Source organism: Thiolinea disciformis DSM 14473 (assembly GCF_000371925.1).
Lineage (GTDB): Bacteria > Pseudomonadota > Gammaproteobacteria > Thiotrichales > Thiotrichaceae > Thiolinea > Thiolinea disciformis.
On sequence record NZ_AQVE01000017.1, the window covers coordinates 35,761 to 48,935 of the forward strand.

Annotated in this window: 14 protein-coding genes; 9 read left to right on the forward strand and 5 right to left on the reverse strand. The window is 44.8% G+C overall.

What is annotated here, in order from left to right:
• Window positions 1–41: 41 nt before the first annotated feature.
• Window positions 42–584, reverse strand: a complete 543-nt coding sequence (locus A3IE_RS0112990) for a DUF924 family protein (RefSeq protein WP_020396052.1) — start codon at window positions 582–584, stop codon at window positions 42–44.
• A gap of 94 nt (window positions 585–678) precedes the next feature.
• Here A3IE_RS0112990 and A3IE_RS0112995 point away from each other — a divergent pair, with 94 nt between their 5' ends.
• The 8 genes from A3IE_RS0112995 to A3IE_RS0113030 all read left to right on the forward strand — a co-directional run bounded on the left by A3IE_RS0112995 (window position 679) and on the right by A3IE_RS0113030 (window position 9,670).
• Window positions 679–1,338, forward strand: a complete 660-nt coding sequence (locus A3IE_RS0112995) for a glutathione S-transferase family protein (RefSeq protein ID WP_020396053.1) — start codon at window positions 679–681, stop codon at window positions 1,336–1,338.
• A 44-nt stretch (window positions 1,339–1,382) separates the two neighbouring features.
• Window positions 1,383–3,710 (forward strand): hybrid sensor histidine kinase/response regulator, encoded by a 2,328-nt coding sequence (locus tag A3IE_RS22145; RefSeq protein ID WP_083900643.1) that lies wholly within the window; start codon window positions 1,383–1,385, stop codon window positions 3,708–3,710.
• A gap of 45 nt (window positions 3,711–3,755) precedes the next feature.
• Window positions 3,756–4,109, forward strand: a complete 354-nt coding sequence (locus A3IE_RS0113005; protein ID WP_020396055.1) for a hypothetical protein — start codon at window positions 3,756–3,758, stop codon at window positions 4,107–4,109.
• A 134-nt stretch (window positions 4,110–4,243) separates the two neighbouring features.
• Window positions 4,244–4,825 carry a nucleotide exchange factor GrpE gene (grpE, locus tag A3IE_RS0113010; protein WP_020396056.1) on the forward strand — a complete coding sequence of 194 codons (582 nt, stop codon included), beginning with the start codon at window positions 4,244–4,246 and terminating at the stop codon, window positions 4,823–4,825.
• A gap of 110 nt (window positions 4,826–4,935) precedes the next feature.
• A complete protein-coding gene (gene dnaK / locus A3IE_RS0113015) occupies window positions 4,936–6,855 on the forward strand; it encodes a molecular chaperone DnaK (protein WP_020396057.1) in 1,920 nt (639 codons plus the stop codon).
• 113 nt (window positions 6,856–6,968) lie between these two features.
• Entirely contained in the window at window positions 6,969–8,135 is a 1,167-nt protein-coding gene (gene dnaJ / locus A3IE_RS0113020; protein WP_020396058.1) for a molecular chaperone DnaJ, read from the forward strand.
• A gap of 3 nt (window positions 8,136–8,138) precedes the next feature.
• Complete coding sequence (gene dapB / locus A3IE_RS0113025; protein WP_020396059.1) at window positions 8,139–8,951, forward strand: 4-hydroxy-tetrahydrodipicolinate reductase; 813 nt, start codon at window positions 8,139–8,141, stop codon at window positions 8,949–8,951.
• Window positions 8,951–9,670: a cytochrome b/b6 domain-containing protein gene (locus tag A3IE_RS0113030; RefSeq protein ID WP_020396060.1), complete on the forward strand. Its 720-nt coding sequence runs from the start codon at window positions 8,951–8,953 to the stop codon at window positions 9,668–9,670. Before dapB ends, A3IE_RS0113030 begins: the two co-directional genes overlap by 1 nt.
• 64 nt (window positions 9,671–9,734) lie before the next feature.
• On the opposite strand, the gene A3IE_RS0113035 is transcribed toward A3IE_RS0113030, so the two are convergent.
• The 4 genes from A3IE_RS0113035 to A3IE_RS22880 all read right to left on the reverse strand — a co-directional run bounded on the left by A3IE_RS0113035 (window position 9,735) and on the right by A3IE_RS22880 (window position 12,110).
• A complete protein-coding gene (locus A3IE_RS0113035) occupies window positions 9,735–10,202 on the reverse strand; it encodes a c-type cytochrome (RefSeq protein ID WP_020396061.1) in 468 nt (155 codons plus the stop codon).
• A 185-nt stretch (window positions 10,203–10,387) separates the two neighbouring features.
• A complete protein-coding gene (locus A3IE_RS22150) occupies window positions 10,388–10,789 on the reverse strand; it encodes a hypothetical protein (RefSeq protein WP_020396062.1) in 402 nt (133 codons plus the stop codon).
• A gap of 389 nt (window positions 10,790–11,178) precedes the next feature.
• Entirely contained in the window at window positions 11,179–11,553 is a 375-nt protein-coding gene (locus tag A3IE_RS23085) for a hypothetical protein (RefSeq protein ID WP_020396063.1), read from the reverse strand.
• 386 nt (window positions 11,554–11,939) lie between these two features.
• A complete protein-coding gene (locus A3IE_RS22880) occupies window positions 11,940–12,110 on the reverse strand; it encodes a hypothetical protein (RefSeq protein ID WP_020396064.1) in 171 nt (56 codons plus the stop codon).
• A gap of 129 nt (window positions 12,111–12,239) precedes the next feature.
• Here A3IE_RS22880 and A3IE_RS0113055 point away from each other — a divergent pair, with 129 nt between their 5' ends.
• The gene (locus A3IE_RS0113055) at window positions 12,240–13,154 is read left to right on the forward strand and encodes a LysR substrate-binding domain-containing protein (RefSeq protein ID WP_020396065.1); all 915 of its coding nucleotides are present in this window, start codon (window positions 12,240–12,242) and stop codon (window positions 13,152–13,154) included.
• Window positions 13,155–13,175 lie beyond the last annotated feature (21 nt).

Here is a 13,175-nt window from a genome sequence, read left to right on the forward strand (position 1 = left end):
CATTAGTCTGAATACATATTCGGTTAGCATAGTATTGAATGCTAGCCTTTAAAGGCTTCCTTCGAGTTCAAATACTCCAGCTCCTCAGGTGTACTGATCCGGCCTAAAGCCTCATTCCGATGGGGAAAGCGCCCAAAGCGCTGAATGATTTCTTGGTGATGGCGGGCGAATTTTGCATTATTTGCTAAACCAGCGGCTTCAAATAACTGTACCGATAAAGCCTGATCTGTTAAGTTTTCGCTATGCATTAACGGCAGGTACAAAAATGCAACACGTTCAGCCGCTAACTGTTTGTCAAACCCTCTCTCTACAGCCTGTTTAGTCACTTGAACCGCTTGTTGTTCGGTAGAATAGGCTTTTTTGTTGCCACGAAACATATTGAGTGGAAATTGATCTAGAATAATGCATAAAGCGAGGCAGCCTTCTGGAGTCACTTGCCAATCATCTAATGCATGGTGATGAGCATGTTCCCACAGCGATTCAAATTGTTGGCGGAGCTGGTGATCAATGGCAGGTGTGGAGTTAAACCAATGTTGATTCATGGGCTCAGAATACCAAAAATCCAAGATGGTGTTAGGTGTCATCGTTTTCCTTTTTAAAGATTGAGTCGAGTTAAAAGCTAAGCATAACGCCATACAAATGTTTAACCATAGTAACAGCTAGAACTAAGGGTGATATATGAGTGATCAATTAGTATTAACCAGCTTTAAAATCTGCCCTTATGTGCAGCGTGCCGTGATTGCCTTAAAGGAAAAGCAAGTTCCTTACACCATTCAATATATTAACCCTTACGAAGATAACCCTGACTGGTTCAAGGCAATTTCTCCTCTAGGAAAAGTGCCCGTATTGCAGGTCAATGATCGGCCAGTGTTTGAGTCTGCGATTATTCTAGAATACCTTGAGGAAGTTTATGCCCCGCATTTACATCCTGGCGATCCACTCACCAAAGCTTCCCATCGCGCTTGGATGGAGTTCAGCTCAGATTTACTGGTGCGCCAGTTCCAAATGAATAATGCCCCTGATGCTGAGGCCTTTGAAAAGGCGAAAACGGCTTTTTCTGATGGCCTAAAGCGTTTAGGTGAACAATTAAATCCCACTGGTCCTTATTTTACGGGAACTGAGTTAAGCTTAGTCGATGTGGCTTGTGCACCCTTATTAATGCGTCTGGATTTTATGGAGCGGCATTTTAAGATTAATGTCGAAACAGCTGAGCGAATTCAACAATGGAGTGAAGCCTTATTAGCTCGTTCGAGTGTTAAACAATCAGTTGTGCCTGAGTTTGAGGATTTAATGCTGGAGTTTTTAAAGAAGCGTGGCAGCTTTTTTATGAAGGCGTAGTTTATTTTTTTGGTAGCCCGTTAGATAGCTCAATTTAATTTCTTATGAGAGCATTGCTCATTAGGCTATTAGTCATTGGTTGGTGTCTTGTCCTGCCATGGAGCGCTTGTGCTTTTGAGAATGTATTAACTGAGGACTATAAAACTACCTTTGTAACTCCCGTTATAGAGACCTATCAAGATATTAACGGGCAATTAAGTATTGAACAAGTTAGTCAACAGGATTTTGATAAGTACTTTCGTGCCGCAGAAGTTGATCAGTTTAATTTAGGATATACCGATGCTGTTGTTTGGGTGCGCCTTATGGTTCAACGCCAAGACTTGCATCCTTGGTTTTTAAGAGTACAAACCAGCTACGAAACGAGCTTAAATACTTATCTTTTTACAGAAGATAGAGCAACAAGTGCGCCGCCACAGGAGCAAAGCCTATTAAATGGCTATCCTGTGCCCACTTATGCCCTAGAAACCAAACCGAATGTTAGCTGTTGGCTGTATATTAAATTACAAAATAATTATTCTCCTTTAGCCTTCTCATTGTTATTAGCCCCCCAGCAATTAGTTGCTCTCGACTTACAGTATGAGCGTTTTTTATATGGGCTAATTCTTGGGGCAATGCTTTCATTAGCTGCCTATAATTTATTTTTGTTAATTACGCTCCATGATCGTAGCTATATTGGTTTGATTGTTTGCATTTTATCCTTAGTGATGATGTTAAGTGCCTCCAATGGAGTGCTGTATGAGCTATTAAATAATCGCTCTGCTTATATTTGGCTACGTTCCTTTTCAGGGTTTTTAGCCGTATTTGCTGGGCTGGTATTTTTTAGAAGTCTGATTGCTACGGAACAATATAGTCTATGGCTGGATAGAATCTTATTCTTCTTTATGATTATTGCTTTGTCTGGTGCCATGCTTAGCCCCTTAGTTAAATTTAATGCTTTAATAAATGCTTCACTGGGAGCCTTAGTGTTACCTTTCTTATTTGCAGCTACCAGCTTGGCCGCGATTCGTGGTTCGAGGATCGCTTTTATTTTGAGTTTGGCGATTATTATGTTGGCTTTGGCTTTCAGTCCTATGCTGCTGATTAATTTAGGTGTTGATCAGGATTATTGGACAGAAAAGCGTTATCTCATTCAAAGTGGTTACTTAGGATTCGTGGTTTTATTATCGTTTGCCCAAGTGCAGCGCACGCGTGATTTGCGTCTTGCCACCGAGTCAGCGCAGGCCGCCAATCAGGCAAAAAGCGAATTTTTGGCAACGATGAGTCATGAGCTGCGCACACCGATTAATGCACTGATAGGTTTAACCACCTTATTGCGTTCTACGCCCTTATCGACTGAGCAAATCGCCTATGTGGAGCGTCTCGATTTATCATCTTGTCATATCTCCAGTTTAATTGACGATATTCTCGATTTTTCGCGGATTGAGCGGGGCAATCTCCAGTTATTACAAGAGCCTTTTTCGTTAATACGTTGTTTAAAAGATGTCGAGGATCTGATTAGACAAGAAGCCAGCGTTAAGGGCTTGCACTTAGACATGGCGTGTGACCCATTGCCTTGGCTAGTCGGCGATCGAACACGCCTTGTACAGGTGCTCTTAAATCTCTTAAGCAACGCAGTAAAGTTTACCGAGCGTGGCACTGTGACACTTAAAGTGGAGCGCTTGGAGAGTTCCCAGCTAGGTTTGCAAGTGGTGAAGTTAAGATTTTCGGTGCAAGACTCTGGTATCGGGATTGCAGAAGAGCACCAAAAGCATTTATTCCAGCCGTTTACCCAAGCAGACAGTTCAATTAGTCGTGAATACGGTGGAACCGGTTTGGGTTTAGCGATTAGTCAACGTTTGGTTCAGGCTATGGGCGGTAAAATTGTCTTGGCTAGTCAGCTTGGGCAGGGCAGTTGTTTTTATTTCAATTTATTGTTTCCTGTGGCTTCGTGCTCCCAAGCAAGTGCTCCCTTAGTTTTAATGCGGGCGCCGCTCCAAGTTCCTCTTGCCTTACAACAGATTTTATTGGTGGATGACGATGAAATCAATCGCTTTATGATTCAGCGCTTTTTAAACCAGTATGGCATTCACGTGGTCTTAGCAGCGAGTGGTCCTCAAGCTTTAATGGTTTTACAAACCGCGTCAGCTCAGTCTATCCAGTTGGTCTTAATGGATATTAGTATGCCGGGCATGGATGGATTTGAAACGGTAAAACGTCTACATGCTATAGGTTTATCAAAAAAGATACCTATTATCGCCATGACCGCCCATGCTACACAGGAAAAGCGTGATCAATGTTTTGCCGCAGGTATGCAGGATTGTTTAACAAAGCCCTTTGAGTTACAGCATTTAATGGCTTTGCTATGGAAGCATAGCGAGACCAAAACCGCTTAACTATCCGGCATATGCCCATAGGGTCGTTTTTAGAGAGCAGAGACAATGAATTTTGATAGTTTGCAAGCTCTTGAGCAGGAGCTAGGCTATAAAAGCACCTATGATTTATTAGCCTTTTCTTTACCCATTTTACGGGATCGCAAAGCACGCTTGTTTGAGGCATTGGCCGCTCAGCATTGGGAACAGGCGGCACAGATTGCTCATCAAGTTTGTGGCTCGGTACGTATGTATGGCTCAGCGCGGTCTGAAACCTTATTACGTGTGATCGCTGAGCGGCATGTAGAGCTAGTTAAGGAATTAGGTTTTCAGCAGGAACTTGAGACTGAGTTGTGGCAGGTATTAATCAATATCGAGGATTGGTTGGAAGCGTCAAGAGAAGTGGTTGATTCTGTTTGCTAAATAGGGCGGTATGTTGAGTTTTCGATAAAAAATACCCATTACCCTTGTGTTTTTGGGATGAATCCCCATTTTTATTGGGCAATTTCGAGTGCGTGACGCATGTGTCGCGCTGATACCCTGTTGGAGAGCCCAAAATGAATTCACTAGATGAGAATAATGTGATTAAAAATCCTTTTGCGCCAAAAGCTGATGCAGAAATTCACCATGTGGCAACGGAGTCCATGGAGCCAGAATCAAATACCGAGCTTGATACTGGTTTGACTGAATTACAACAAGCCTTGCAAGAAGCTCAAGCCAAGTTAGAAGAAAGCCAAGATCGTAATTTGCGCTTACAAGCGGATATGGAAAATCAACGCCGTCGCTATGAAAAGCAGGTCGAAGATGCACATAAATATTCAGTACAGCGTTTCGCGGAAGGCTTATTGCCGGTGATTGATAGCCTTGAAATGGGTATGCAAGCAGATGGTGATTTGAATTCAATCCGTGAAGGGATGGATTTGACTTTAAAACAATTTCAATCAGTGATGGAACGGTTCCAGTTGGTGGCCGTTAATCCCGCTCAGGGCGAGCCATTCAACCCTGAATTTCATCAAGCCATGAGTATGCAGCCTAATCCGGATGTGGACAATAACTGTGTCATTGCTTCTTTTCAAAAGGGTTATACCTTGAGTGGCCGTGTGATCCGCCCCGCGATGGTGATGGTCTGTAAAAAATAACAGTAAAAAATTATGGGAAAGATGCTTGAAAAGTTTTAGAGCCTCCCCCATTTAACGACCTAACTGAAAAAAATTAGCCTCGTGCTTAAAACATATTTGGAGATGAACTGATGGGTAGAATTATTGGTATTGACTTGGGTACCACGAACTCTTGCGTTGCGGTGATGGAAGGCGATAAGCCACGGGTTATTGAAAACTCAGAAGGTGATCGTACCACGCCATCCGTCGTAGCCTTTGTGGATGATGAAGTATTAGTAGGTCAGACGGCAAAACGCCAAGCAGTTACTAATCCACAAAATACGTTGTATGCAGTCAAGCGTTTAATTGGTCGTCGTTTTGACGAAGAAGCGGTACAAAAAGATATTAAGTTGGTGCCGTATAAAATTATTAAAGCAGACAATGGCGATGCTTGGGTGGAAGCGCAAGGCAAGAAAATGGCGCCACCGGAAGTTTCTGCACGCGTTCTAATGAAAATGAAAAAGACCGCTGAAGATTATTTAGGTGAGCCTGTCACGGAAGCTGTTATTACGGTGCCAGCGTATTTTAATGACTCGCAACGCCAAGCCACTAAAGATGCAGGACGTATTGCTGGTTTAGAAGTCAAACGTATTATCAACGAACCTACTGCAGCAGCTTTAGCTTACGGTTTAGACAAAGTTAAAGGCGACCGTAAGATTGCGGTTTATGACTTAGGTGGCGGTACTTTCGACGTATCGATTATTGAAATCGCTGACGTTGATGGCGAAATGCAGTTTGAAGTATTGTCCACGAATGGTGACACCTTCTTAGGTGGTGAGGACTTCGATAACCGCTTGATGGATTATTTAGTGGACGAGTTCCGTAAGTCTTCTGGTGTAGATCTAAAGGGTGATCCTTTAGCGATGCAGCGTTTAAAAGAAGCGGCAGAAAAAGCAAAGATCGAATTATCCTCTAGCCAACAGACTGATGTGAATCTGCCTTATATTACGGCAGATGCCTCAGGCCCTAAGCACATGAACATTAAAGTGACGCGTGCAAAGTTGGAAGCGCTGGTTGATGATTTGATTACACGCACTATCAATCCGTGCAAGATCGCGCTAAAAGATGCTGGTTTATCCGCGTCCCAAATTCAGGATGTGATTTTAGTCGGCGGTCAAACGCGTATGCCTAAAGTGCAGGACGCGGTTAAGGACTTCTTCGGCAAAGAGCCTCGTAAAGATGTGAATCCTGATGAGGCGGTTGCCGTCGGTGCAGCGATTCAAGGTGGTGTATTAAGTGGTGGTGTGAAAGACGTTCTGTTATTAGACGTAACGCCGCTGTCACTGGGTATTGAAACCTTGGGCGGTGTGATGACCAAGTTAATTGAGAAGAACACTACTATCCCGACCAAGGCGCAACAAGTCTTCTCAACCGCTGACGATAACCAGACTGCGGTAACCGTGCACGTATTGCAAGGTGAACGCGAAATGGCACGCGACAATAAATCCTTAGGCAAGTTTGACTTACAAGACATTCCACCAGCGCCACGCGGTATGCCACAAATTGAAGTAACGTTTGATATTGATGCGAATGGTATTTTGAATGTTTCCGCGAAGGATAAAGCCACTGGTAAGCAGCAATCTATTGTGATCAAAGCTTCTTCTGGTTTATCGGATGCGGAAGTTGCACGCATGATTAAGGATGCGGAAGCTCATGCCGAAGAAGACCGTAAGCAACGTGAATTGGTGAGTGCGCGTAACCAAGCAGATAATCTGATCCACGGCACTGAAAAGTCATTGCGCGATTATGGCGATAAGGTTGATGGTGCCGATCGTGCCAATATCGAGAGCTTAATTCGCGAATTACGCGATGCGGCCAAAGGTGACAATAAAACCACGATTGAGCGTAAAAGCGAAGCCTTAGCCGAAGCTTCTGGCAAATTGATGCAGAAAATGGCGGGTGGTGCAGCGGGTGCTACCGGTGATGCGGGTGCTTCTGGTTCAGCAGGTGGTGCGAAAGCAGATGACGATATCGTTGATGCGGAATTTGAAGAAGTTAAAGACAAACACTAATTTGTCTGATTGAGTAATAGGCAGGCGCGTTGGGCGGAGGCTCGCGCGCCTGCTTTTATTTATAGTTAAGCAGTTTAACGAGTCAGCGTTTTTGATTGGGGTTGTAGTAAATTATGTCCAAGCGCGATTATTACGAGATTTTAGGACTTAGCAAAACCTGTGCCGAGGGTGAAATAAAAACCTCGTTTCGCCGTTTGGCCATGAAATATCATCCCGACCGCAATCCGGGTGATGCAGAGGCAGAACTCAAGTTTAAAGAAGCCAAGGAAGCTTACGAAGTATTAAGCGACAGCAATAAACGCGCAGCCTATGATCAATTTGGTCATGCCGGTGTGAATGGCGGCATGGGCGGTGGGCGCGGTCCTCAAGGTGGCTTTGGCGATATTTTTGAAGATATTTTTGGTGATATTTTTGGCGGTGGTGGACGTCGTGGTGGTGGCGGTACGCGCGCCTATCGTGGTAGCGACTTACAATACAATCTCGAATTAAGTCTTGAAGAAGCGGTGGCAGGTACTGAGGTGGAGATTCGTGTGCCCTCCATGCAAACCTGCAAAACTTGCGAAGGTAGTGGCGCACGTAAAGGCACACATCCTCAGGCCTGTAAAACCTGCCATGGGCAAGGTCAAGTCCGCATTCAGCAAGGCTTTTTTGCGGTACAACAAACATGTCCACAATGCCATGGCAATGGCAAGACTATTTCTGATCCTTGTCCTGATTGTCATGGCCAAGGTCGGGTGGAGGAACAGCGCAAATTATCCGTGCGTATTCCAATGGGTGTTGATACCGGCGATCGTGTACGTTTATCAGGTGAGGGCGAGGCTGGAATCAACGGTGGTCCATCGGGTGATTTATATGTGCAAGTGTTCATCAAAGAACACGAGCTCTTTACCCGTGATGGCGATAATCTCTATAGCGAAGTACCGATTCGCTTTACCACAGCGACCTTAGGCGGTGAAATTGAGGTGCCGAGCTTGGATGGCAAAGTGACTCTAAAAATCCCACCGGAGACGCAAACCGGTAAGAAATTCCGTTTACGCAATAAAGGTGTAAAATCCGTCCGTAGCGCAAGCCTTGGGGATTTAATTTGTACGGTCGTGGTGGAAACACCAGTCAATCTCACAAAACGCCAACGCGAGTTGCTGGAAGAGCTAGATGCTTCGATGAACGAAGGTGGCAAGCGTCATAGCCCTAAAGAATACAGTTGGCTCGATAAAGCCAAGGGCTTTATTGATGATGTGAAGCATGATTTGTTTGGAGCTGATAAAGCAAACAAGGAGTAAACCATGACTGAACAGACCCGTATTGCTATTGTTGGTGCTTCGGGGCGTATGGGCAAAACCCTGATGGAAGCTTGTCAACAAGCGCAGGGTGTTATTGTTAGTGTGGCGACTGAACATCCTTCGAGTCCTTTATTGCATACGGATGCGGGTGCTGTGGCAGGGATTGGTGCTAATGGTGTCATTATTGCCCCATCTTTGGATGTCGCTGGTCACGATTTCGATATTCTGATTGATTTTACACGTCCTGAGCCGAGTTTAGAGCATTTAGCATGGTGCGTAGCCCATAATAAGAAAATAGTGATCGGGACAACGGGCTTTGATGAAGCTGGTAAAGCTGCGATTCATGAGGCTGCAAAACATATTGCCATCATGTTTGCCCCTAATATGAGCGTGGGTGTTAATCTTTGCTTTAAGTTGCTGGAGATGGCGGCTCGGGTTTTGGGTGATGAAGTCGATATTGAGATTGTTGAAGCGCATCACCGCTATAAAATTGATGCGCCTTCTGGTACAGCCTTGCGGATGGGTGAGGTAGTCGCTAATGCCTTGGGTCGCGATTTAAAAGATTGCGCCGTGTATGGGCGTGAAGGCAATACTGGTGAACGTGAACGCAAGACCATTGGTTTCGAGACCATTCGGGCGGGTGATATTGTGGGCGAACACACGGTTATGTTTGCTGATATTGGCGAACGTATAGAAATCACCCATAAAGCCTCTAGCCGCATGACGTTTGCGAAAGGTGCGGTAAGGGCTGCGCAATGGCTCGCGACTAAACCAGCAGGTTTATATGATATGCAAGACGTATTAGGACTGAAATAATGGCAAAAGGAACTGATAAAGTAGCGACTTATGTGCCTTCTCATCCCGTGAGGATTTGGGATATTCCCACCCGTGTCTTTCATTGGACCTTAGTGCTGGGTATTGCCTTCATGTGGTTCTCAGGGGAAGCTGAGAATACTAGCCTCTGGATGCCATGGCATATGCGCGTTGGGATTTTTTTATTATCACTGGTAATTTTTCGCATTTTGTGGGGATTTATTGGCAGTGATACCAATCGCTTCAGCCAATTTGTAAAGCCGCCTATCCAAGCGCTATCGCATTTAGGTGATCTTAAAACCTCAGGAACCGCTTATCATTTAGGTCATAATCCTTTAGGGGCTTGGATGGTGTTGGCCTTATTGGCAACGATTCTGGCGCAGGCGCTAACAGGCTTATTTGCGAGTGATGACATTATGTTTGAGGGGCCGTTGTTCCATCTAGTTTCTGAAAGCACGGCTGGTAGCATTACGGGGCTGCATCACCTATTTTTTAATTTTATTTTGGCTTTAGCCTTATTCCACATGGCAGCGATTGCATTTTATCGCATCAAAAAGCGTACTAATTTAGTGAAAGCGATGCTAACAGGCTCAGCGGATTGGCCGAATACTCAGCCTGCTGATCCTCAGGCAAGTACTATAAAGTTCGCCAATCCTTTGTTAGCTTTAGTCGTGTTTATGGTGACGTATGCCACGATCAATCTCTTATTAAGGCTTATTTAAAACCGACCGCTCTACCCAATAAAAAAGGCTCGTTAAACGAGCCTTTTTTCGAATGAGAAAAGACTTATTTTTCTTCGCGATATTCTTTGTGGCAGGCTTTGCAAGATTCCGCTGTTTTGCCGAAAGCTGGCTTAATACCTTCCACGTCTTTTGCTTCGCCTGCTGCTTTCGCTAAATCAGCCGCTGCGACTTGGAAAGTTTCCATTTTGGATTTGAAATCATCCATGTTTTTTTCAATTTCAGGTTTGGCTTCAGTATCACCTTCGTAGCTACCAGCAATAAAACCATGCATTGGAAATTTACTCAAAGTGGCTACCGCTTCTGCATTCGTTTTGAAGGTAGCAGCATCAAAAGGAATTTCACCTTTCACCATGCCAGCCATCGGGCCAAAATGATAGCGAATCATTTCAAAGCCAGCTTGGCGATATTCTTGAGCTGACTCCGCAGGGGATTTCTCAGCAGCGTAAACCACTGTGCTGGCTGCGACAATGATAGCGCTGGCTACGGTAGCGAATTGTTTGAAACTTATCATGTTAATGTCCTATTTCAGCGAAAAATAATAGTTTGTCTAATTGATAGGCGGTTAATGATAAAGCGAGGTAGGGGTTTAATGTCAATAAAAGCTTATGCGATTAAGCTTTTTAGTTTTTAAAAAGCTATACCCTAAGGTACAGCTTTGTTGCGTATTATTCTTGTTGAGATAAATGACGTGGTGTCCTAGTGGTGGCGACGACAAGGGTTGCACACAGGGCGCGGACGTGGCTTATGGCAGGTATTGCACACGACTGGACGTGGGCGTGGATGATAAATGACAGGGCGTGGGCGTGGTTGATGCACCACTGGGATATGTCCACAACCTGGACGATGAACATGCGCCACACGACGGATCGGCAGAGTAATGACTATTCCAAATCCACTGCCACCATGACCTCTGTTCCAACCGCCATGATGTCTTTCGCCGCGATGCCCACCGCCATGATAACCACCACCGCAATTAGATGTACCACAGCCACCACCCCAATTACCGCCGCCGCCCCAACTACCAGTGGCTGCTGCGCCTTGGCTCAGGGCCATCGCTGTTACGGCTAACATGCTTGCTGCTACTACTTTCAATCTCATGTGTAACTCCTTGGTCGGGTATTGCAACAGTACGTGTATGCCCGTTCACACAATCCCTGTACTGTTCGTTTTATTGGTTTTCACCAACCTATCAATGAAAGGGTGTGCAGGAACCCTTCCTATAAGTCTAGGACGCAAACTAAGGCTTTTGGTTCAAAATTGTGTAAAAATTGTGAAATTTTCGGCAGAAAAGCGCTTTTTTTAAGCAGTTTTGAGCAAATTTTGACTTTTTTATAAGCAGATTAAATGTTTTTGTGAGGTTTTGATGTGAAAATACTGTTTATAAGGAAATTTATAAGCTTGTTGACGGTTTCTGAGTGATTTTTAAACATCTCAACTAGACAGGCCATCCTTGGCCAACTCTAGTGTCGAAAAAAAACGCCCTGTGATTAGTGGCAACGGCCGGTGTAACAAGGATTTGGTCGTGGGCGTGGTTGATAGCAGGTGTAGCAAGGTTGTGGTTGTGGACGTGGGCGATGCACGATGGGCATATGACCGCAACCAGGGTAATGTCTATGTACAGGACGCGGTTGTGGATAAACAATGATGCGTCCGCCGCCATGGTGTCCACCACCATGGTAGCCGCCGCCACCCCATCCACCGCCGTGATGGCCACCACTGCCGCCGCCACAGCTATTGCCGCCCCAACCACCGCAGCTATTTCCGCCACCCCATCCACCGCCAGAGCCGGTTGCAGCGGCTCCTTGACTCATTGCCATTGCGGCTACTGTTAAAATACTGGCGGCTAACACTTTAAATTTCATCGTTAACTCCTTGAGTGAATAAATAACAGCAACTCGTTTGTCATGCCCTAACGGAAACTTGTACTGTTTAATCTGTGATTAAAAATAGAGGGTTAGAAATAACCACTCTTACAGTGGAGTGTAGAACGTGAAATCATGGGTATAAGTGAAATGGATAAAAAAAGTACATAAAAAGTCAAAATTTCATCAGATTTATGGAGAAATACAGCGGCTTAGCTGAAAAATAAATCAAAAACTAGGTAAATGAAGGATGCGCAATTAGCACGGCTGATGAAGCTTGTCTAAAACTCGCGGTTTAGACAATAGTGAAAGTGGCGAAACCGAAATCTCGCCATGTCGCTGAGAGGAAAAAGCGGAGCGCCGAGCAAGCTCAAGGCGAAAAGGTATTAACCACAAATGCTAGGGTCGAAGGTCCACTGAGTGGCTTCTGGGCGATTCAACGGAGTATTTTCGGAAGGTTCCGTGGGTTTGGGGCGGCTCTGTGCTTTAGCTGGCGCTTTAGAGGACACATTTTCTAGTTCCTCTAAGTGGCGGCACAGGGGATGTTGCTTATTCATTATCGCTAAATCCTTTGGTGGTAATTGCGTATTACTGTTATGCCACCTAGTGTAATGATGTTATTTAATCGCTAAAAACGATATATTTAGATATTTATATCTCTAAAAGACATAAAAGGATGGGCTTGTATGAAGCTTCTACAGTTACGCCTCTTAAAAACCTTGCTTAGTAATGGTATGAATGTCTCGCGTGCAGCTGCTCAACATTATGTGGTGCAATCAGCGGTCAGTCGGCAATTAAGCCTCTTGGAAGAGGAGTTAGGAATGCCTTTGTTTGAACGCAAAGGTAAGCGTCTTGTAGAGCCCACACCCATTTGTCGTGCTTTGGTCAAAGAGGTTGATGCGATTGAACAAGCGCTAGAAAATATTCGCGCTACCGCAGATGATTTTCGCATGGAAACCAGCGGTGATGTCAGAATTGCCACCACCCATACCCAAGCTAAATATTTTCTACCAGAAGCTTTAATTGAATTCCGCCAACGTTATCCAGGGGTGGCTATTCATTTATTACAAGGTTCACCTAGTCAATTAGTGGATATGTTATTAGCGGGCAAAGCCGATATTGCCGTTTGCACCGAGGAGATTGGGCGTGCGCCGGGCTTAGTGAGTGAAAAGTGTTATGACTGGAATCATGGCCTTGTGCTGCCCGTAGGCCATGATTTGACCGAAGGCGAATTGACCTTAGCGCGTATTGCACAGCATCCTATTTTAACTTATGTATTTGGTTTTGCCGGGCGTTCGAAGATTCATGACTCCTTTCGGGAACAAGGTTTAAATTTGAATGTATCCTTTGCCGCGACCGATACGGATGTCATCTTAACTTATGTTCGCTTGGGTTTTGGCGCGGGGATTATTGCAAAAATGGCGTATTCACATATTCATCATGATGACTTAGTCTTGCGCGATTTATCGCATTTGTTGCCTCACTCCACGACACGTATTGCATGGGTAAAAAACAAATACCTTAAACATTATATCGAGGAGTTAGTGGTGTTATTACGTGAGCAAGGCGAGAGTGAAGAATGGTATGCGGGCATTGTATAAGGGCGTATGATGCGCTGGATT